This is a genomic window from Streptomyces anthophorae, assembly GCF_049310305.1.
Classification (GTDB): domain Bacteria; phylum Actinomycetota; class Actinomycetes; order Streptomycetales; family Streptomycetaceae; genus Streptomyces.
Genome location: NZ_JBLWQQ010000001.1, coordinates 5,827,796 through 5,848,757, shown reverse-complemented (window position 1 = coordinate 5,848,757; position 20,962 = coordinate 5,827,796). Strand labels below are relative to the sequence as shown.

Here is a 20,962-nt window from a genome sequence, read left to right as displayed (position 1 = left end):
CCCTCCCCCGCAGAACACCCCAATCCCCGTACACGTAAAGGACGTTCGCCATGCCGCGATGGCGCATACCCCTGCGCGCGCCCGTAGGGCTCGCCGCGGCCGGACTGCTGCTCGCCGGCTGCGCCAATCCGAGTACCGGCAGCGCCGCCGACGACCCGACGAAGCCGGTGACGCTGAAGTTCTGGCACGGCTGGTCGGCGCCCGGCGAGGTGAAGGCGATCAACGACTCGATCGCCCGCTTCGAGAAGCTGCACCCGAACATCAAGGTGCAGGCCACCGGCAACGTCTCGGACGCCACCACCAATCAGGCCCTGCGGGCCGGTGGCGGCGAGGCCCCCGATGTCGTCTCCTCGTTCACCACGAACAATGTCGGCCAGTACTGCGACTCCGGCATGTGGGTCGACCTCGACCCGTTCATGAAGAAGACCGGGCTCAAGAAGGACGAGGTCTTTCCCAAGTCGCTGCTCGACTACACGAGTTACCGCGGCAATCAGTGCGCCCTGCCGCTCCTCGCGGACGCCTTCGGCATGTACTACAACAAGGACGCCTTCAAGAAGGCGGGCATCGAGCGGCCGCCGCGGACCATGTCCGAGTTCGTCGCCGACTCCAAGAAGCTCACCGTCAAGAACGGCTCCTCGTACAAGCGCGTCGGGTTCATGCCGGACTTCCGGCTCTACCAGAACAGCCCGGACCGGCTGTTCGCCCAGTGGGGCCCCAAGTACTTCGACGCGAAGGGCAATTCACGGCTCGCCGAGGAACCCGCCTCGTACGAATTCTTCAGGACCGCCAGGAAACTCCGGGACGCGCAGGGCGGTTACAAGGCCCTTGAGCGGTTCCGGACCTCGTTCGGCGACGAGATGTCGAACCAGAACGCCTTCCTGAGCGGAAAGCTCGCCATGCACATGGACGGCGAGTGGCGCGGGCTCATGCTGAAGGAGGCGAAGGCGAAGTTCGACTGGGGCGTCGCACCGCTGCCCGTCCCGGACGACCAGGCCGAGACGTACGGGCGCGGCTATCTGACCGGCACCGTCGCCGGTATCGCGCACAGCAGCAAGCACCAGAACGCGGCCTGGGAACTGGTGAGGTTCCTGACGTCCGACACCGATCAGGTCGTCGATTTCGCGAACGCCATTCACAACGTGCCGTCCACGTTCGCCGCCCTCAAGTCGCCGAAGCTGGACGCCGATCCGACGTTCCGCACCTTCCTCGACATCGCGGAGAACAAGCACAGCCAGGTGATGCCGCCTTCCACCAACGGCGGCATGTACATCACGCAGTTGCAGGACTTCAGCTACGGCGAGGAGGCCGGTGAGGTCCCCGACCTGAAGTCCGGTCTGCGGCGCCTCGACACACTCATCGACGCCGACACCGTGCAGTCGCAGAACTGAGGAACGCGCCATGGCACTCACCCTTTCCCGGCCCGCGCGCCGCAGATTGCGCACCGTGGGCTTTCTCTCCCCCTGGCTGATCGGATTCAGCGCCTTCTTCGCCTATCCGCTGCTCGCCACCGTCTATTTCTCGTTCATGCACTACAACCAGATCAAGGCGCCCACCTTCGTGGGGCTGCGGAACTGGGTGTACGTGTTCCGGGACATGCCGCTGTTCGGGCCTGCCCTGTGGAACACGGTGTGGCTCGTCGTGGTGATGGTGGCGCTGCGCGTGGTGTTCGGGCTCTCGCTCGGACTGCTCGTCACGAAGATCAAGAGCGGGGTCGGATTCTTCCGGACCGCCTTCTACCTGCCCTACCTCGCACCGCCGGTGGCCGCGACCGTCGCCTTCGTCTTCCTCCTCAACCCCGGCTCGGGCCCGGTCAACGAGATCCTCGCCAAGGTCGGCATCGAAGGACCCAACTGGTTCAACGACCCCAGCTGGGCCAAGCCCTCGCTCGTCCTGCTCTCGCTGTGGGGCATCGGCGACCTCATGGTCATCTTCATGGCCGCGCTGCTCGACGTACCGAAGGAGCAGTACGAGGCCGCCGAGCTGGACGGCGCGGGCCCCTTCACCAAGTTCCGCTACGTGACGTGGCCCTCGATCACCCCGATCGTCGGGTTCGCCGTGGTGACGGGCGTCGTGCAGACCATGCAGTACTACACGCAGGCCCTCGTCGCCGGAAAGATCGCCTCGGGCGTCTCCATCGGCCCCGGCTCGGTCATCCAGCCGGGATATCCCGACCACTCGACGCTCACCGTCCCGCAGCTCGTCTACTCGATGGGCTTCCAGAACTTCAACACCGGCGCGGCGTGCGTGCTCTCGCTCGTCCTGTTCGCCATTGCCATGGCCGTGACCTCGCTGCTCATGCGCAAGCGCTCGGGTCTGCTCGCGGCGGAGGACTGATCGACATGACCACTACGACATTGAGGCCGGGCCCCGCCGTCACCGCCGGGCCCGCCCCCGAGCACGGCCCCGCCTCGCGCCGCGCCCGCCGCCAACGCGTCCTCCACTGGATCGCCGTGCACAGCATCGCGATCGCGGTGGCACTGCTCTTCGTCCTCCCCTTCGTGTTCGTCTTCCTCACCTCCGTGATGAGCGACGGGCAGGCGATGAGCGGCGACCTGTGGCCGGACTCCTGGCACTGGGAGAACTACAAGGCGGTCCTCCAGACGGACGGCTTCCTCGACTGGTGGAAGAACTCGCTGCTGTACGCGGGTCTCGGCACGCTGTTCACGGTGTGCTCGGCGATCCCCGTCGCCTACGCGCTCGCCAAGTTCCGCTTCCGCGGGCGGCGCACGGCGATGCTCCTCGTCATCTCGACGATGATGCTGCCGCCGCAGGTCGTCGTGATCCCGATGTACCTGGTGTGGGCACAGCAGTTCCACCTCTCGGGATCGCTGTGGCCGCTGATCATCCCGATGGCGTTCGGCGACGCGTACTCGATCTTCCTGCTCCGGCAGTTCCTGCTGACGATCCCGAAGGAGTACATCGAGTCGGCGAAGGTCGACGGCTGCGGCGAACTGCGCACGCTGCTGCGGATCGTGGTGCCGATGGCCAAGCCGGGCATCGCCGCCGTCGCCCTCTTCCAGTTCTTCTACTGCTGGAACGACTACTTCGGGCCGCAGATCTACGCGGCCCAGAACCCGGCTTCCTGGACGCTGAGTTACGGCCTGGAGTCCTTCAAGTCCGCGCACAGCGTCAACTGGAACCTGACGATGGCGGCCACGCTCCTGGTGATGGCGCCGGTCTGCCTCGTCTTCTTCTTCGCACAGAAGGCCTTCGTCGAAGGCGTCACCCTCACCGGAGTAAAGGGCTAAGGGATTTCTATGAAGCTCGCCGTGGTCGGCGGAGGATCGACCTACACACCCGAACTCATCGACGGGTTCGCGCGGCTGAGGGACACGCTGCCGATCGAGGAGCTCGTCCTCGTCGACCCGGCCGCGGACCGCCTCGAACTGGTCGGCGGCCTCGCCCGCCGCATCTTCGCCAAGCAGGGGCACCCGGGCGTCATCCGTACGACGTCCGACGTGGACGCGGGCGTCGCGGACGCCGACGCCGTCCTCCTCCAGCTGCGCGTCGGCGGCCAGGCCGCCCGCAACCAGGACGAGACGTGGCCGCTCGACTGCGGCTGCGTCGGCCAGGAGACGACCGGCGCCGGCGGCCTCGCGAAGGCCCTGCGCACGGTCCCCGTCGTCCTCGACATCGCCGAACGGGTGCGCCGCGCCAACCCGGACGCCTGGATCATCGACTTCACCAACCCGGTGGGCATCGTGACCCGCGCGCTGCTCCAGGCGGGCCACAAGGCGGTCGGCCTGTGCAACGTGGCGATCGGCTTCCAGCGCAAGTTCGCCAGGCTCCTCGACGTCACGCCCTCACAGGTCCACCTCGACCACGTCGGCCTCAACCACCTCACGTGGGAGCTGGGCGTGCGCCTCGGCGGCCCCGACGGCGAGAACGTACTCCCCCGCCTGATCACCGAGCACGGCGACGCCATCGCCGAGGACCTGCACATGCCGCGCTCGGTCGTCGACCGCCTCGGCGTCGTCCCGTCCTACTACCTGCGCTACTACTACCAGCACGACGAGGTCGTCCGAGACCTGCGCACGAAGCCCTCCAGGGCCGCCCAAGTGGCGGAGATGGAAACCGAGTTGCTGAAGATGTACGCGGACCCCTCCCTCGACGAGAAGCCGGAACTGCTCGCCAAGCGCGGCGGCGCCTTCTACAGCGAGGCGGCGGTCGACCTCGCGGCCTCGCTCCTCGGTGGCGGCGGCTCCCCGCACCAGGTGGTGAACACGTACAACAACGGCACGCTCCCCTTCCTCCCCGACGACGCGGTGATCGAGGTCCAGGCGTCGGTGGACGCGAAGGGCGCCAAGCCGCTGCCCGTGCCGGCGCTCAACCCTCTCTACTCGGGCCTGATCGCGAACGTCACGGCGTACGAGGACCTGGCCCTGGAGGCGGCCCTCAAGGGCGGCAGGGACCGCGTCTTCAACGCGCTCCTCTCCCACCCCCTCATCGGCCAGATCGAGTACGCGGAGAAGCTCACCGACGAACTGATCGCGCACAACCGGGAGCACCTCGCGTGGGCATGACGGTCCTCGCCATCGACGCGGGGAACAGCAAGACCGACGTCGCGGTGGTCGCGGCCGACGGCACGGTCGTCGGCGCGGCCCGCGGCGGCGGCTTCCAGCCGCACCGGACGAACGCCGAACCGGCGGTGGACGTCCTGGCGGAAGCGGTCGACCGGGCGTTCGCACAGGCAGGAGTGACGTCGGTCGACCACGTCTCGGCATGCCTGGCCAATGCCGACCTCCCCGTGGAGGAGCGGCAGTTGGCGCACGCCCTGACCGCCCGCCGCTGGGGCTCGCGGGTCGACGTCCGCAACGACACCTTCGCCGTGCTGCGCGCGGGCCTCCTGGAGGACGCCGAACCGCGCGGCGTCGCGGTCGTGTGCGGGGCGGGCGTCAACTGCGCCGGGATGCTCCCGGACGGCCGCACGGCCCGCTTCCCCGCGATCGGCCGCCTCTCCGGCGACTGGGGCGGCGGGGGCGGCCTGGCGGAGGAGGCCATCTGGTACGCGGCACGCGCGGAGGACGGCCGCGGCGACCCGACGGCCCTGATGCACACCCTCCCCGCCCACTTCACCCTCCCGTCCATGTACGCCCTGATCGAGGCGCTCCACCTGGGCCACGTCCCGACGTCCCGCCGCCACGAACTCACCCCCGTCCTCTTCGCGACGGCGGCCGAGGGCGACCCGGTGGCCCGCGCCCTGGTCGACCGCATGGCCGACGAGGTGGTGTCGATGGCGACGGTCGCCCTGCGCCGCCTCGACCTCCTGGAGACGGAGGTCCCCGTCCTCCTGGGCGGCAGCGTCCTGGCGGCCCAACACCCTCAACTCAACGACCGCGTCACCACTTTGCTGTCCACCCAAGCCCCCCACGCCCTCCCCCGCGTGGTAACAGAACCCCCGGTCCTCGGCGCGGCGCTGCTGGGCCTGGACGCGGTGGGCGCTCCCACGGAGGCACACACGCAACTGCGCAAGCATTACGCACCACATCCAAGCCCGGCCGGCGATTGAGGCATTCAAGCCCCGCCAGCGATCGAGGCGCGGGCCCGGGGCAGCGCCCCCAAATAAAGCCCCTCCGGCGATTGAGGAGCGGGGCCCGGGGCAGAGCCCCGCGACCCCAACCCCAAATCAAGCCCCTGCGGCGATTGAGCAGCGGGGCCCGGGGCAGAGCCCCGCGACCTCAACCCCGGTGCCGCGGACACAAACAGGGAACCGAACCCCCCGCCCCCACGTGTTCCTGAGCGGAGCGCTTCCGCACAAGATCCAGCGAATGCCCGTGCGGATGTCACTCGCGGAAGCGATACTTGCGACCGACGTACGACCATGGGGGAGGGTCGAAGTGACATACCCGTCGAACGGGAGCGTGGCGCCGCCAGAGCGCCCCGCCGCCCCGCCGTCGATGCCGGGCGTGCCACCGCAGGCACAGCGGGGCGGGTCGCCCGGCGCGCCCGCGCCCCGGCGGCGTACCGCCTGGGCCGAGGGCGTGGACCGGTTGAAGGCGGGGGCGACGACCGAGCCGGGCCGGCTGCGCATCATCGGCGCCGTGCTCGCGCTGCTCGTCGTGGCGTTCGGCGCGACGACGGCCTGGCAGATGACGGACCGCTCGGCGGCGGCCGACGACGTGCTGCACTCCAGCCAGCCGCTGAGCGCCGATGCCGCCGACATCTACCGTTCGCTCGCCGACGCCAACACGGCGGCGTCCAGCGGGTTCCTGGCGGGGGGCCAGGAACCGGCGGCCGCGCGCGACCGGTACGAGCGGGACATCAGGAACGCCGCGGACAAGCTGGTGACCGCGGCGACCAGCACCGACCCCGGCACCCGCTCGGCGGCCACGATCTCGCGGCTCAACAAGCTGCTGCCGCAGTACAAGGGCCTCATCGAGCGGGCCCGCGCCAACAACCGGCAGGGCTTCCCGCTGGGCGGCGCGTATCTGCGGTACGCGAACGAGAAGATGCAGACCGAGATGCTCCCGGCCGCCGAGGACCTCTACAAGACGGAGAACCAGCGGCTGCGCGACGACTACGACTCGGCGACGCCCTACCCGTGGATCGCCATCGCCATCGGCGTGCTCGCCCTCGCGGGCCTCGCGTGGGCGCAGCGGCGCAACTACCGCCGTACGAACCGGGTGTTCAACCAGGGGCTGCTCGCCGCCACCGCCGCGTCCACCGTGGTGCTGCTGTGGCTCGTCGTCGGTCACACCGTGGCGCGCAGCGGGCTGAGTGCGTCCTACGACCATGGCGTACGGTCCTTGAACGTGTTGCACGACGCGAGCATCGCGTCCCTGAAGGCGCGGGGCAGCGAGAACTTGACGCTGGTCAGCCGGGGCGCCGAGACGGTGTCCGTGAAGGGCGAGACGAAGGACAAGTACGACGTCGACTTCCAGCAGGAGATGACGGCGCTCGGCGGCAAGCTGAAAGCCGCGTACGCGCTGGCCGACGACGAGGGCGACACGGCGGGCCGCAAGCCGGTGACCAAGGCGAACGACAGCATGAAGGCGTGGCTGGGTCGCCACAAGGAAGCTCGCGAGCAGGACGACTCGGGCAACTACCAGGGCGCGCTCGACAAGATCATCGGTTCGAAGAAGGACAAGCCGACGGGTGAATGCTTCGATCTGGTGGACAAGAATCTGGACACGGCCCTCGTGCACGAGCAGCGTCAGTTCAGTGACAAGGCGAGCGGCGGCCGCGACGCGATGACCGGACTGCCCGTGGGCGCCGCGGTGCTGGCCGTGCTCGCCGCGGCGGGCGCGGTGTTCGGCATCGGACGCCGGCTTTCGGAGTACCGATGAGAGGGGGTGCAGCGATGGAGAACCAAAGCACGGCGCGGAGGGTGACCCTGCGCGGCTGGGGCGGCGTGGCCGCCATGGCGGTGGCCTGTGCCCTCACGGCGGTGTTCGCGCTGCTGCTCCCGCTGACGCAGCAGCAGCGCCCCGCGGACGACGGTGCGGCGACGAGCTACGCGTCGGGCGGCGTCGCCGAGGGCCGGCAGGCCCGGGCGGACGACTGCGACCCGGCGGTGAAGGGCAAGGAGCCGGAGCGCAGCCTCTCCCCCTCGGGCAGCGAGAGCGGCAGCGCGGTGGGGGCCATAAAGGACCGCGGCTATCTCTCGGTCGGTGTCGACCAGAACAGCTACCGCTGGGGCTACCGCGACCCCAACAGCTCCGCGAAGAACAGCGAGTTGGAAGGCTTTGACATCGATCTCGCGCACGAGATCGCGGGCGACATCCTCGGCGACCGGGACGCGGTCCGCTTCCGGGCCATCCCCACCAACGAGCGCATCCCGGCGATCCAGCGCGGCGAGGTCGACATGGTGGTCCGCACGATGACCATCAGCTGCGACCGCCTCAAGGACGTCGCGTTCTCCACCGCGTACTTCCAGACCGGCCAGCAGGTGCTCGCCCCGAAGACCTCGGACATCAAGGGGTACGGGGCCTCGCTCGCCGGCAAGCGGATCTGCACGGCGACCGGTTCGACGGCCGCGTCCTCACTGGAGGACGGCAAGAAGAAGCCGGTGGACGAGGGCGGCCTCCCGCAGAGCACCGACATCTCCACGACCGTGCCGAACCAGCTGGACTGCCTGGTGCGGCTCCAGCTCGGCGAGGTCGACGCGGTGGTCACCGACGGCGCGCTCGCGGCGAGCCAGGCCGCGCAGGACCCGACGGTGGAGCTCAAGGGCGAGCCCTACACCAAGGAGTTCTACGGCGTCGCCATGAAGAAGGGCGCGGACGACCTGGTGCGCCGGGTCAATCAGGTGCTGGTGGACTACCGCAAGTCGGACGGCTGGCAGAAGTCGTACGACCACTGGCTGAAGCCGGCCCTCGGCCCCTCCTCGGGACCGCCCGCACCGAAGTACCAGTAGCGGCAGGCAGCACGCACAACGCAGGACACGGCACGCAGGACACAGCACGCAGCGCGGCAGGGACTTGACGAGGACTCGGGAAAGCGAGAGGTGATCGATGGGCGTCGCGGGACCCGCCGGCCCAGTGATGGACCGGGACGAGGTGGACCGTGCCCTGGCCCGGCTCGGCGCGGAGCACGAAGCGATCGAGACGTCTCTGCTGGCCCTCCAGGACCACGCGGGGCGCAGACTCCTGGAGGGCGCCCGGCTGACCGGGACGACCCAGGAGCGCTGGGCCTCGGCCGAGCAGGAGATCACGCTGCTGTGGGCGTACTTCGACGCGTACGCGGCCGCGCTGCGTACGGCACGCGAGGTCCGCTCGCGGCGCCGGCTGCCCAACCGCGGCGACCTGGTGGAGCTGACGGAGCTGCTGCGCGGCGAGTCCGTCACGATCCGCGCCCGGCCCGGCGATCGAGGGCGCGGGCGGCACCTCGCCCTCGATCACCGGGCCCGCGAAGCTGTCCGAGCGGTTCACGCTCGCGGCGCTCGTCGACCGGATGAACGCGCTGTACGCGTCGTCCCTCGACATGGTGGTGGCCGCCGACGCGGTGTGGTCGGCGCTGCCCGCCCGCATCGACATGCTCGCCGCGGAGCTGGCCCGCACCCGGCAGCTCGCGCACTCGGTGGGGGTGCGCCCCGGTGAGCATCCGGCGGGCGACGACCTGGAGCGGATCACCGCCTCGCTGACCCTGCTGCGCGAGGAAGTGGTCTCGGACCCGCTCACGTACTGGCGCAGGACGGCGGGGAGTTCGGCGCCCGGCGGCGGACGCCCCGACACGACGGCGTACGACCGGGAGGCCCGTGCCCTGGAGGACGTGCGCCGGGAGATCGAGGCCGTCCTCGGCGTGCGGCAGGACGCGGAGGCGCGGCTCGGCCGGCTGCGGGACGTGCTGTCGCGCGCGGACCGCACGCTCGCGGAGGCGAGGTCGGCGCGCGGCGAGGTGCTCGCGAAGATAGCCGGTTCCGACGTGCCCGCGGTGTCGGGTCCGCCGACGGTGCTTCAGGAGCAGTTGGCGACGGCGGCCGAGTACCGCAGGCACGGCCAGTGGAACCGGCTCTCGCCGCTCCTGGAGTCGCTCGAGTCGAAGGCGGAGGACGAACTGCTGCGCGCCCGCGATGAGTTGACGGCGGTGACCGCCCCGCTGGCGGTCCGCGCGGAGCTGCGCGGGCGGCTCGACGCGTACAAGGCGAAGGTCGCGAGACTCGGCTTCGCCGAGGATCCGTTCCTGGTGGAGCGGTACGACGCGGCGCGGCGCATGCTGTGGAGCGCGCCCTGCAATCTGCGGGCCGCGGAGGCGGCGGTGCTGCGGTATCAACGGGCGGCGGCGGACGCGCTGTCCGCGCCCGCCGACAGAACGGCCAGGGGGGAGTCGTGAGCGTGGCGCCACAGAAATGCGGCAGAGCGGGTTGTACGGGCTCGTACGAGGACATGGGCGGGGAGCTGTACTGCAACACGTGCGGCCTGAAACCGCAGGCGGCCGGTGGCACCTACGGGGGCAGCGCCCCCACGCACCGGCCCGCCGCCCGACCGCCGAGCGCGCCCGTGGCCGCGCCCGCGGCGGCGTCCACCTGCCAGCGGCCGGGCTGTTCCGGTTCCTATGAGGACATGGGCGGCGGCGAGCTGTACTGCGACATGTGCGGGCTCGCCCCGGTGGTGTCACAGACCGGGATGGTGGCGTCGCCGCCGACCGGGATCGCCGGTGGCGGGCAGCGCGGTTCGCAGAGCTCCGGCTCCAGTTCGCGGGCCTCGGCCAGGACCTCGGCGCGCTCCTCGCAGTCCCGCAGGTCGGTCTCGGGCCGGCTCTCCCGCTCCCTCTCGGGGAGTTCGACCTCGCGCTCGGTGTCGGTGCGCAGCTCCGGGGCGGGCGCGAGCGGTTCGGGCCGGGCGCGGCTCGGTGTCGGTCTGGTCACCGTTCCGGACGTGCCGCGGCCCGATCCGCGCGCGATGGTGCAGGAGCACCCCGAGGTCCCCGAGCGGAAGCGGTTCTGCTCGCGCTCCGACTGCGGTGCCCCCGTGGGCCGTTCGCGGGGCGACCGGCCGGGCCGGACGGAAGGGTTCTGCACCAAGTGCGGCCACCCGTACTCCTTCGTGCCCAAGCTCGCCGCGGGCGACGTCGTGCACGGCCAGTACGAGGTCGTGGGCTGTCTTGCGCACGGTGGCCTCGGCTGGGTCTACCTCGCCGTCGACCGCGCCGTCTCCGACCGCTGGGTGGTCCTCAAGGGCCTGCTCGACACGGGCGACCAGGACGCGATGGCCGCCGCGATCTCGGAGCGCCGCTTCCTCGCGGAGATCGAGCACTCCAACATCGTCCGCATCTACAACTTCGTCGAGCACCTCGACCAGCGCACCGGCTCCCTGGACGGCTACATCGTCATGGAGTACGTGGGCGGCAAGTCCCTCAAGGAGATCGCCAACGAGCGGCGCACTCCCGAGGGCAGGCGGGATCCGCTGCCGGTGGAGCAGGCGTGCGCGTACGGCATCGAGGCCCTTGAGGCGCTCGGCCATCTGCACAGCCGCAACCTCCTCTACTGCGACTTCAAGGTCGACAACGCGATCCAGACCGAGGACCAGCTCAAGCTCATCGACATGGGCGCGGTCCGCAGGATGGACGACGACGAGAGCGCGATCTACGGGACGGTCGGCTTCCAGGCGCCCGAGGTCGCCGAGCTGGGCCCCTCCATCGCCTCCGACCTCTACACCGTGGCCCGTACGCTCGCGCTGCTCACCTTCGACTTCCAGGGCTACACGAACGTGTTCGTGGACTCCCTGCCCGACCCCGACAACATCGAGGTCTTCCGCACGTACGAGTCGTTCTACCGGCTCCTCGTGCGCGCCACCGACCCTGACCCGGCGCGCCGTTTCGCCTCGGCGCAGGAGATGGCGGAGCAGCTGACGGGCGTGCTGCGCGAGGTCGTCGCACTCCAGACGAACCGGCCGCGCCCCGCCCTGTCCACGCTGTTCGGCCCCGAGGTGAAGGTCACGGACACGGAGCTGTTCGGCGTGTTCGAAGGTGAGGTGTCGCCGCTCGGGGCCCGGGAGGTTCCCGTACGCGCGCGGGGCGGCCGGGGACCGCGGAAGGCGGCGGCCGCGCTGCCACCGCAGCCCGCCGCGGCCGCGCTCCCGCCGTCGTCCGCCGAACTCGTCAAGCCGCTCCAGGCGCAGGGCACCGCGCTCGCGCTCCCGGTGCCGCGCGTCGACCCGGCGGATCCCAACGCCGGGTTCCTCGCGGGCCTGATGGCCTCGGCGCCCGGCGAGCTGATCGCGGCCCTGCACGCGGCGCCCGCCGACTCCCTCGAACTGCGCCTGCGCGAGCTGCGGGCCCGCCTCGAAATGGGCGAACTCGACGCGGCGGCGCGCGGCCTGGCCGCCCTGGAGGCCGACCATCCCGACGACTGGCGGGTGGTCTGGTACCGGGGCGTCGCGGCGCTCGCGACGGGTGACCACACGAACGCGGCGCTGTCCTTCGACGCCATATACGACGCGTTCCCCGGCGAGCCCGCACCGAAGCTGGCGCTCGGCGTGTGCGCGGAGGTGCTGGGCCAGCTCGACAACGCGGCGGAGTACTACCGCCTGGTGTGGTCGACCGACCCGAGTTACGTGAGCGCGGCGTTCGGCCTCGCGCGCGTGCAGCTCGCCTCCGGTGACCGGGCCGGCGCCGTGCGCACCCTGGAGTCGGTGCCCGAGTCGTCGATCCACTACACGGCGGCGCGGGTCGCCGCGGTGCGCTCGCGGCTGCGGGGCCGCACGGCCCAGGGGCTGAACGGGGACCCGCTGCTGCACGACCTGACGGCCGCCGCGGGACAGGTCGAGGCGCTCGACGCGTTCGGCCTCGACGCGGTCCGTCGCGAGCAGTTGTCCACCGAGGTGCTCGGCACCGCGCTGGACTGGGTACTCTCCGGTAGGCAGGGTTCCGGTCCGCCGCAGGGTCCCGTGCGTACGGTGGTGCTCGGCAGCGATCTGGACGAGCGCGGTCTCCGCCTCGGTCTTGAGCGCTCGTACCGGACCCTGGCCAGGCTCGCTCAGCGCGGCGAGGAGAGGATCGAACTGGTGGAGCGGGCCAACCGCTACCGCCCCCGGACGTGGGTGTGAGGATGTCGCAGACGCACAAGGCGGCCGCTATGTCAGTGTGTCCCAGTTGCGAGGAGCCTCTGGAGGAGGCCGATCGCTTCTGTGGGGCGTGCGGATACGACCTGTCGTCGGCTCCGCGACCAGGGGCACGGGGCGCCGTCGAGGAGCCCGCCTCCGTGGAGTGGCCCGTCGCCCCCGACCTGGACAGTTCGGATCTGCCCGCGCCGGTGCACCTGCCGACCGATCTGCGGGGCACCGAATCGGGCGGCACCGAGATCCCCGCCGCCGTACGCTTCGACGACCCGCCGTCCGACGACGAGTTCAGGATCGCCGCGCCCGACCCGCGCACCGCGACGCCCGAGGAACTGGGCGCCGCGACTCCCCCCGCCGGCACGAAGCTGTGCGTGGCGTGCCGCTCGGGGCACGTCGACCCGGACGGCTACTGCGAGAACTGCGGCCACGCCCAGCCCCGCGAACGCGACCACATGGAGCAGGAGTTGGGCGCGGTCGCCGCGGTCAGCGACCGGGGCCTGCGCCACCACAGGAACGAGGACTTCTTCACGATCTCCTCGGCCGCGCTGCCCGACGGCTCGGCCGCGGTCGTCGCCGTGGTCTGCGACGGGGTGTCGTCGGCGACGCGGCCCGACGACGCCTCGCTCGCCGCGTCCCGCGCCGCCACGGAGGCGCTGCACGAGGCGCTGCCGCGCGGCACGCACCCGCAGCAGGCCATGCACGAGTCGATCGTCGCGGCCGCCGAGGCGGTCAACGCCCTCGCGGACGAGCCCGAGACGGCCCGCGAGCACAAGCCGCACCAGAACTCGCCCGCGTGCACGTTCGTCGCCTCGGTCGTCACCAAGGAGCTGCTGATCGTCGGCTGGATCGGCGACTCGCGCGCCTACTGGGTGCCCGACGACCGCGAGGCGCCCGCGGCCCGGCTCACCGAGGACGACTCATGGGCCGCGCAGATGGTCGCGGCGGGCCTGATGAGCGAGGCGGAGGCGTACGCGGACGAGCGGGCGCACGCGATCACGGGCTGGCTCGGCGCGGACGCGTACGAACTGGAGCCGCACACCGCCTCGTTCAAGCCGGACCGTCCCGGCGTGGTCGTGGTCTGCACGGACGGGCTGTGGAACTACGCGGAGTCCGCCGACGAGATGGCCCGTGTGCTGCCCGCGGACGCGGCCCGCACCCCGCTGCACAGCGCCCAGGTACTGGTCGGCCACGCCCTGGACGGCGGGGGCCACGACAACGTAACAGTGGCGGTGCTGCCGTTCCCCGTGCCGCAGTCGGGGGCAGGATCGGCGTAGCGCGGGAAAGCCGCACAAATGGTCTTGTTCAGGGGGGACATGACACCATGGCAAATTTCTCGAAATCGCAGCGGCCGCAGTTCGCCGTCGAGGTCTACCAGAACGAGTTCCTGCCGGAGGGCGGCCGCGACGTCAACGCGATCGTCACGGTGACGTCGACCGGGGGCGGCACGGTGGGCGGCGCGGTCAGCGCTCCCCATCTCTACAGCGTGGCGAGCGGGGGCGCGGACGCCGCGGTCGCGCTGATGGTGGACTGTTCGGGGTCGATGGACTATCCGCCCACCAAGATGCGCGGCGCGCGCGAGGCCTCGGCCGCGGCGATCGACGCGCTGCGCGACGGCGTGCACTTCGCGGTGATCGCGGGCACGCACGTGGCCAAGGAGATCTATCCGGGCAACGGACGCCTGGCCGTCGCCGACATGACCACCCGCGGGCAGGCCAAGCAGGCGCTGCGCAAGCTCTCCGCGGGCGGCGGCACCGCGATCGGCACCTGGCTGCGTCTTGCGGACCGGCTCCTCGCCTCCGCGGACGTGTCGATCAGGCACGGCATCCTGCTCACCGACGGCCGCAACGAACACGAGTCGCCGGAGGATCTGCGCGCCTCCCTCGACGCGTGCGCGGGCCGTTTCACCTGCGACGCCCGCGGTGTCGGCACGGACTGGGAGGTGAAAGAGGTCACGGGCATCGCCTCCGCCCTCCTCGGCACCGCCGACATCGTTGCCGACCCGGCCCATCTCGCCGAGGACTTCACGCAGATGATGGAGACGGCGATGGGCAAGGAGATCGCCGACGTGGCTCTGCGGCTGTGGACGCCGCTCGGCTCCGAGATCAAGTTCGTGAAGCAAGTCGCCCCCACCGTCGAGGAGTTGACGGAGCGCCGCACGGAGGCGGGCCCGCGGGCCGGCGACTACCCCACCGGCTCCTGGGGCGACGAGTCCCGCGACTACCACGTGTGCGTGCGGGTGCCGGAGGCCGATCTCGGCCAGGAGATGCTCGCGGCGCGCGTCTCCCTGGTGATCCCGCAGCCGGACGGCTCGGTGCAGACCCTCTCGCAAGGCCTCGTACGTGCGGTGTGGACGGACGACATGGTGGCCTCTACGTCGATCAACCCGCAGGTCGCCCACTACACGGGCCAGGCCGAACTGGCACAAGTCATCCAGCAGGGACTCGACGCACGAAAGTCGGGCGATGCGGACGGGGCGACCGCGAAACTGGGCCGCGCGGTGCAGCTGGCGGCCCTCTCGGGGAACGCCGATACGGCCAAGCTGCTTTCGAAGGTGGTGGACGTGGTGGACGCCGCGGAAGGTACTGTTCGATTGAAAGCGAAGGTCGCGGAGGCCGACGAGATGACTCTCGAGACCCGGTCGACCAAGACGGTTCGCGTCAAAAAATAACCACCCACGCACTACGGCAAGCCCTGCTTGCCCTTGAAGGAGAGGGGGAAGCGCCGACATGCCGACCTGCCCGAACGGACACCAGTCGGGTTCCGAAGACTGGTGCGAGGTCTGCGGTCACCGCATGGCCGGTGCCGTGCCCCCGCCCCCTCCGCCGCCTCCGGCCGCCGGTTACGGCTACCCGCAGCCGGCCGCGCCGCAGGCGCCGCAGGGTGGGGCCGGTACGCCCGAACTGTGCCCGCAGTGCCGCACGCCGCGTGAGGGCGGCGCGCCGTTCTGCGAGGAGTGCCGCTGGAACTTCCTCACGAACACGGCGACGTCGTACACGCCCGCGGCCCCGAACCCGCCGCTGCCCACCTCGGGCGGCCAGGGCGGTCCCGGTGCGCCCGGCTTCCCGCCGCAGCAGCAGTCCCAGGACCCGCAGGGCCCGAACCCGGCGCTGCACTTCCAGCAGCAGCCGCCCGGCCCCGACTCGTACGAGTACCAGGGCTCGCGGCCCTCGCAGATGAACCGGCCGGCGGAGCCGATCCCGCCGTCCCCGTTCGGGAACGAGCCGTCGGGCCAGGCCCCGCCGCCGCCCCCGCCGTCCTTCGAGAACCCCGGCTCGTACGAGACCGGTGGCGGAGCCCCGCAGGGCTTCCAGCAGCAGGCTCCGGCGCCCGCTCCGGCGCCGCCCGCGCAGCCGGGCCCGCCGCCCGGTCCCGCGCAGCCCGTGCAGCCGGGGCCCATGCAGCCCCCGCCGCCCGGCTTCCCGCAGCACCAGGACCCGCAGGGCCCGCCGCCCCCGCCGCCCAACCCGTCGTTCGGCGGCCAGGGCGGACCCGGTGGGCAGGGCGGTCCCGGCGGGACCAACGGGGACGACTGGATGATCCCGCCCCCGTCCGACCCGTCGACGCAGGGCGGGCCCTCGACGACCCCGCCGCCGTTCCAGCAGCAGCCGCCGCAACAGCAGCACGCCCCGCTGACGTGGTCGGCGACGATCGGTCCCGACCGCGACTACTTCATGGCGATGATGCAGCGCAGCGGCCCCGAGGCCTCGGGGCTCAACCTGCCCGCGTACTCGCCGGAGCAGCAGCGCCAGCTCACCGGGAACCAGCTGTCGATCGGCCGGCGCCGGCACTCCACCGGGGAGTCCCCCGACATCGACCTGTCGGTGCCGCCGGAGGACCCGGGCGTCTCGCACCAGCACGCGGTGCTCGTGCAGCAGCCGGACGGAACCTGGGCGGTCGTCGACCAGAACTCGACGAACGGCACGACGGTCAACGGCGGTGACGAACCGATCCAGCCGTTCGTCCCGGTGCCGCTCCAGGACGGGGACCGGGTGCACGTCGGAGCGTGGACGACGATCACGATCCGGCGCGGCTGAGCACACACGGTCGCAGGACGTTGCCGGGCATCTAGCGGGTGCCCGGCAACTCCCATGTGTGGGGCCCTTCCGGATCGTCGAGCCACGCCCACTGGCGGCCGTCGCCCCGCACGGTCACCCCGAACCGCTCGCGTTCGGGTCTGCCCTCCCGCTCCCACAGCGCGAGCACGTCGTGCGGGTCCAGGCGGCCCGACGCCAGCGTGAGCAGGAACCGGAACGACTCGTCGCGCAGCACGGGGTGCGGCAGTCCCCCGCCCCGCGGCTCGGGAGCCCGGCCCGCGCCGCCGCGCAGCGCCATGAAGTACGCGGGCGTGTGCAGGAACCGCCCCTGCGCGTACCGCCCCGCCACGTCCCGCACGTCGAGGGCCACGAGCCCGGTCGACACGGGCGCCAGGATCCGCGCGCCGGGCCCGCACTGCCCGAGCCACTCCACCGGCACCGAGGGCAGCGCGCACGTCGCCATGATCCGGTCGTACGGCGCCCGCTCCGGGCACCCCCGCGCCCCGTCGCCGGTGACGACGGCCGTCCGGTAGCCGGCAGCGGCAAGATGAACCCTGGCGGACTCGGTGATCTCCGGATCGAGATCGACGGACGTGACGTTCCCCGCACCGACCCGGTGCGCGAGCAGCGCGGCGTTGTACCCGGTCCCCGCCCCGATCTCAAGGACCCGGTCCCCGTCCCGTACCCGCAGCTCCGCGAGCATCCGCGCCATCAGCGACGGCTGACTGCTCGACGACACCAGCTCCCCGTCCCGCAACCGGGTGGCCAGCGGCTCGTCGGCATAGGCCCCGCGCAGCCACCGCTCGCGCCGCTCCGGATCGGGATGCTCGCCCCACAACCGCTCGTACCCTCCGGGCACCCCCACGAAGTAGTACGGCACGAACAGATGCCGCGGCACCGCCTCGAACGCCTCCCGCCACACCGGGTCCGCGTCAAAGGCGCCACTGTGATCGATCTCGCGCACGAGCGCGGCCCGCGCCCGTACGGCGAGCTGCTCCAGATCCCGGGTGTGCTCTGCGCCCATATGTCCACTGTCCTGCGCCGCACCGGAATCGGCGAGCCCTGTTCCGGTGCGGGACGGGGCCAGAGCCTGTCCTAGGTCTCGGGTCCTGGTCCGGTGCGTCTGAGAGCATGGAGGGGTGACTGAGATCCCGCGCGACACGCTTCAGGAGCAGACGTTCTACGAGCAGGTGGGTGGCGAGGAGACGTTCCGCCGCCTCGTGCACCGCTTCTACGAGGGCGTCGCCCAGGACGAGCTGCTGCGCCCCATGTACCCGGAGGAGGACCTGGGCCCCGCCGAGGAGCGCCTCGCCCTCTTCCTCATGCAGTACTGGGGCGGCCCCCGCACCTACAGCGACAACCGCGGCCACCCGCGCCTGCGGATGCGCCACGCCCCGTTCCAGGTCGACCGCGCGGCCCACGACGCGTGGCTGAAGCACATGCGGGTGGCGGTGGAGTCCCTGTCCCTCTCCGAGGAACACGAGCGCACCCTGTGGAACTACCTGACGTACGCGGCGGCATCAATGGTGAACACGGCGGGCTGACACCCAGATCAAGCCCCGCCGGCGATTGAGGCGCGGGGTCCGGGGCAGAGCCCCGCGACCGCAACCCCGTCCCGGGCCCCCGCTTACGCGGGGCTGAGGGAAATCCCACCCAACGTCGCGGACGCCCGCCGAACCGCCACGGACCCGTACGCGGTACGCAACCGCACCCACGCCCCCGCCGCCAACAAGTCGACCTCGTCCCCCCGCAGAAACCCGAGGGACGCCGCCGCATGCACGATCCGCACCGGCGCCCCACTGTCGCCGATCTCCCGCGCCCACACCTCGCCACCGATCCGGTCGAGCGCACCGCGAGTCCGCGCCTCGGGCGCCAACTCCTCGACCCGGGCCCGGAACTCGGCGACCGCCGCCTTCACAAGCCCCCGCAACGCATCCGCGTCCGGGAACCCGGCCACCCGCTCCCACCCACCGAGCGGCGGCAGCACACCGGCCCAGGGCGGCCCGGTGACAGCGGCGGGAACCGTGGCGGTGGCGGTCCCCTCGTCGAGGGAGTCGAGCAACTCCCCCGCGGACACGGTCACATCGAGGGTGTCCTCGATCCCGTTCTCGTACGGCTTGAGCAGCCGCGCCGTACGCACGGCCAGCACCTCGAACGAAGGCGGCCGGCCGAACACCGCGAGCGCCTGGCCACCGGCCTGCGCCCGCAGCCGCACGGCGGCCGCCCTGTCGTAGTGCAGCAGCCGACCGAGGAAGGCGGCGAGATCCGCCGCCTCCCCCCGGTCGGCCAGGAACAGCACGGGCGCGCTCATGCGACGAGCGCCTCCGCACGATCCGCGTCGTCCCGGTACTCGTCGAGGAACTCCCGCTCCTCGGCGGTGATCCGGCGCGGCCGCTGCGCCTCGAAGTCGAAGGGCACGACGACCGTCGAGGCACGCACGTACACGACGTCCTCGTCCTTCACCTCGTACGACAGCGTGAACGAAGCCGCCTTTATCTCGCTCACCCACAGCTCGATGTCCACGGGCCGGTGCCGGTGCACCAACTGCCGCTTGTAGTCGATCTCATGGCGTGCCACGACCGACCCCTGCTGGAAGTCCTTGTCGGGCCGGAACAGGAAGTCGATACGAGCTTCTTCGAGGTACCGAAGAAAAACCACGTTGTTGACGTGTCCGTACGCATCCATGTCGGCCCAGCGCAGGGGGCAGGCGTATACGTGGCGAGCCATCAGCCGCGGGTCAGCTTCTTGTACGTGGCACGGTGCGGACGGGCCGCGTCCGCACCGAGCCGCTCGATCTTGTTCTTCTCGTAGGACTCGAAGTTGCCCTCGAACCAGAACCACTTGGACTCACCCTCGTACGCGAGGATGTGCGTGGCGACCCGGTCGAGGAACCACCGGTCGTGGGAGACGACCACAGCGCAGCCCGGGAACTCGAGCAGCGCATTCTCAAGGCTGCTGAGGGTCTCGACGTCCAGGTCGTTCGTCGGCTCGTCGAGGAGCAGCAGGTTGCCGCCCTGCTTGAGGGTGAGCGCGAGGTTCAGACGGTTGCGCTCACCACCGGAGAGCACGCCGGCCGGCTTCTGCTGGTCAGGACCCTTGAACCCGAAGGCGGAGACGTACGCACGCGACGGCATCTCGACCTGACCGACATTGATGTAGTCGAGCTCGTCGGAGACGACGGCCCAAAGAGTCTTCTTCGGGTCGATGTTGGAGCGGTTCTGGTCGACGTAGCTGATCTTGACGGTGTCGCCGACCTTGATGGAACCGGAGTCCGGCTCCTCGAAGCCCTGCAACATCTTGAACAGCGTGGTCTTACCGGCACCGTTCGGGCCGATGACACCGACGATGCCGTTGCGCGGCAGCGTGAAGCTCAAGTCGTCGATGAGCACCTTCTCGCCGAAGGCCTTGCTGAGGTTCTCGACCTCGACGACGACATTGCCCAGACGCGGGCCCGGCGGGATCTGGATCTCCTCGAAGTCCAGCTTCCGCATCTTGTCGGCCTCGGCCGCCATCTCCTCGTAGCGGGCGAGACGCGACTTCGACTTGGTCTGGCGCCCCTTGGCGTTGGACCGCACCCACTCAAGTTCTTCCTTGAGCCGCTTCTGCCGCTTCTCGTCCTTCTTGCCCTCGACCTTGAGGCGCTCGGACTTCTTCTGGAGGTAGGTCGAGTAGTTGCCCTCGTAGGGAATGGCCCGCCCGCGGTCGAGCTCGAGGATCCACTCGGCGACGTTGTCGAGGAAGTACCGGTCGTGAGTAATGGCGACAACGGTGCCCTTGTACTGGGCGAGGTGCTGCTCCAGCCAGTTCACGGACTCGGCGTCGAGGTGGTTGGTGGGCTCGTCGAGGAGCAGCAGGTCGGGCGCCTCGATGAGCAGCTTGCAGAGCGCGACGCGGCGCTTCTCACCACCGGAGAGGTTGGTGACACCCCAGTCGCCGGGCGGGCAGCCCAGGGCGTCCATGGCCTGCTCCAGCTGACCGTCGAGGTCCCACGCGTCGGCGTGGTCGAGGTCCTCCTGGAGCTTGCCCATCTCCTCCATGAGCTCGTCGCTGTAGTCGGTCGCCATGAGCTCGGCGACCTCGTTGAAGCGCTTGAGCTTGCCCATGATCTCGGCGGCGCCGTCCTGCACGTTCTCCAGAACGGTCTTGGACTCGTCGAGCTTCGGCTCCTGCATGAGGATGCCGACGCTGTAACCGGGAGAGATGAACGCGTCACCGTTCGACGGCTGCTCGATCCCCGCCATGATCTTCAGGACAGTCGACTTACCGGCGCCGTTCGGCCCGACAACGCCGATCTTCGCCCCGGGGTACATGCTCAGGGTGACGTCGTCGAGGATCACCTTGTCGCCGTGCGCCTTGCGCGCCTTGCGCATGGTGTAGATGAACTCAGCCAAGAGAAACCGTCCGGCAGTCGAAGTGTGTATCGCAGTAAGG

16 protein-coding genes and 1 pseudogene are annotated in these 20,962 nt (G+C 70.8%); 13 read left to right on the top strand and 4 right to left on the bottom strand.

What is annotated here, in order from left to right:
• The first annotated feature begins 50 nt into the window (after positions 1-50).
• The 12 genes and pseudogenes from ACNYS0_RS26535 (at position 51) to ACNYS0_RS26480 (ending at position 16,531) form a co-directional block, all read left to right on the top strand.
• Positions 51-1,388, top strand: coding sequence for an ABC transporter substrate-binding protein (locus ACNYS0_RS26535; protein ID WP_422476962.1), 1,338 nt, complete (start codon positions 51-53; stop codon positions 1,386-1,388).
• 10 nt (positions 1,389-1,398) lie between these two features.
• A complete protein-coding gene (locus tag ACNYS0_RS26530) occupies positions 1,399-2,334 on the top strand; it encodes a carbohydrate ABC transporter permease (RefSeq protein ID WP_422476961.1) in 936 nt (311 codons plus the stop codon).
• A 5-nt stretch (positions 2,335-2,339) separates the two neighbouring features.
• On the top strand, positions 2,340-3,248 hold the full coding sequence (locus tag ACNYS0_RS26525; protein WP_422476960.1) for a carbohydrate ABC transporter permease: 909 nt from the start codon (positions 2,340-2,342) through the stop codon (positions 3,246-3,248).
• A 9-nt stretch (positions 3,249-3,257) separates the two neighbouring features.
• Positions 3,258-4,523, top strand: a complete 1,266-nt coding sequence (locus tag ACNYS0_RS26520; protein WP_422476959.1) for a 6-phospho-beta-glucosidase — start codon at positions 3,258-3,260, stop codon at positions 4,521-4,523.
• A complete protein-coding gene (locus ACNYS0_RS26515; protein WP_422476958.1) occupies positions 4,514-5,509 on the top strand; it encodes an N-acetylglucosamine kinase in 996 nt (331 codons plus the stop codon). Before ACNYS0_RS26520 ends, ACNYS0_RS26515 begins: the two co-directional genes overlap by 10 nt.
• Positions 5,510-5,837: 328 nt before the next feature.
• Complete coding sequence (locus ACNYS0_RS26510; RefSeq protein ID WP_422476957.1) at positions 5,838-7,286, top strand: hypothetical protein; 1,449 nt, start codon at positions 5,838-5,840, stop codon at positions 7,284-7,286.
• Between the two features lie 14 nt (positions 7,287-7,300).
• Positions 7,301-8,356, top strand: coding sequence for a glutamate ABC transporter substrate-binding protein (locus ACNYS0_RS26505; protein ID WP_422476956.1), 1,056 nt, complete (start codon positions 7,301-7,303; stop codon positions 8,354-8,356).
• Positions 8,357-8,453: 97 nt separating this feature from the next.
• Positions 8,454-9,771: pseudogene (locus tag ACNYS0_RS26500) on the top strand (coiled-coil domain-containing protein).
• A complete protein-coding gene (locus ACNYS0_RS26495) occupies positions 9,768-12,485 on the top strand; it encodes a serine/threonine-protein kinase (RefSeq protein ID WP_422476955.1) in 2,718 nt (905 codons plus the stop codon). The pseudogene ACNYS0_RS26500 and the gene ACNYS0_RS26495 overlap by 4 nt, the downstream one beginning before the upstream one ends.
• A 2-nt stretch (positions 12,486-12,487) precedes the next feature.
• Positions 12,488-13,771 (top strand): protein phosphatase 2C domain-containing protein, encoded by a 1,284-nt coding sequence (locus ACNYS0_RS26490; protein WP_422476954.1) that lies wholly within the window; start codon positions 12,488-12,490, stop codon positions 13,769-13,771.
• A 47-nt stretch (positions 13,772-13,818) separates the two neighbouring features.
• A complete protein-coding gene (locus ACNYS0_RS26485) occupies positions 13,819-15,165 on the top strand; it encodes a vWA domain-containing protein (RefSeq protein WP_422476953.1) in 1,347 nt (448 codons plus the stop codon).
• Positions 15,166-15,223: 58 nt separating this feature from the next.
• Positions 15,224-16,531, top strand: coding sequence for an FHA domain-containing protein (locus ACNYS0_RS26480; RefSeq protein ID WP_422476952.1), 1,308 nt, complete (start codon positions 15,224-15,226; stop codon positions 16,529-16,531).
• Between the two features lie 31 nt (positions 16,532-16,562).
• Here the strand turns inward: ACNYS0_RS26480 and ACNYS0_RS26475 are convergent, their stop codons facing one another.
• The gene (locus ACNYS0_RS26475; RefSeq protein ID WP_422476951.1) at positions 16,563-17,555 is read right to left on the bottom strand and encodes a methyltransferase domain-containing protein; all 993 of its coding nucleotides are present in this window, start codon (positions 17,553-17,555) and stop codon (positions 16,563-16,565) included.
• 115 nt (positions 17,556-17,670) lie between these two features.
• Here ACNYS0_RS26475 and ACNYS0_RS26470 point away from each other — a divergent pair, with 115 nt between their 5' ends.
• The gene (locus ACNYS0_RS26470) at positions 17,671-18,075 is read left to right on the top strand and encodes a globin (RefSeq protein WP_422476950.1); all 405 of its coding nucleotides are present in this window, start codon (positions 17,671-17,673) and stop codon (positions 18,073-18,075) included.
• Between the two features lie 83 nt (positions 18,076-18,158).
• Here ACNYS0_RS26470 and ACNYS0_RS26465 read toward each other — a convergent pair whose 3' ends face one another.
• Genes ACNYS0_RS26465 through ettA form a run of 3 tightly spaced genes read right to left on the bottom strand, consistent with a single transcriptional unit; the run spans position 18,159 to position 20,922 of the window.
• Positions 18,159-18,842 (bottom strand): DUF8010 domain-containing protein, encoded by a 684-nt coding sequence (locus ACNYS0_RS26465; protein ID WP_422476949.1) that lies wholly within the window; start codon positions 18,840-18,842, stop codon positions 18,159-18,161.
• Positions 18,839-19,258 (bottom strand): acyl-CoA thioesterase, encoded by a 420-nt coding sequence (locus ACNYS0_RS26460; protein ID WP_385769385.1) that lies wholly within the window; start codon positions 19,256-19,258, stop codon positions 18,839-18,841. The genes ACNYS0_RS26465 and ACNYS0_RS26460 overlap by 4 nt, the downstream gene beginning before the upstream one ends.
• A complete protein-coding gene (ettA, locus tag ACNYS0_RS26455; RefSeq protein WP_422407373.1) occupies positions 19,258-20,922 on the bottom strand; it encodes an energy-dependent translational throttle protein EttA in 1,665 nt (554 codons plus the stop codon). The genes ACNYS0_RS26460 and ettA overlap by 1 nt, the downstream gene beginning before the upstream one ends.
• Between the last annotated feature and the right edge of the window lie 40 nt (positions 20,923-20,962).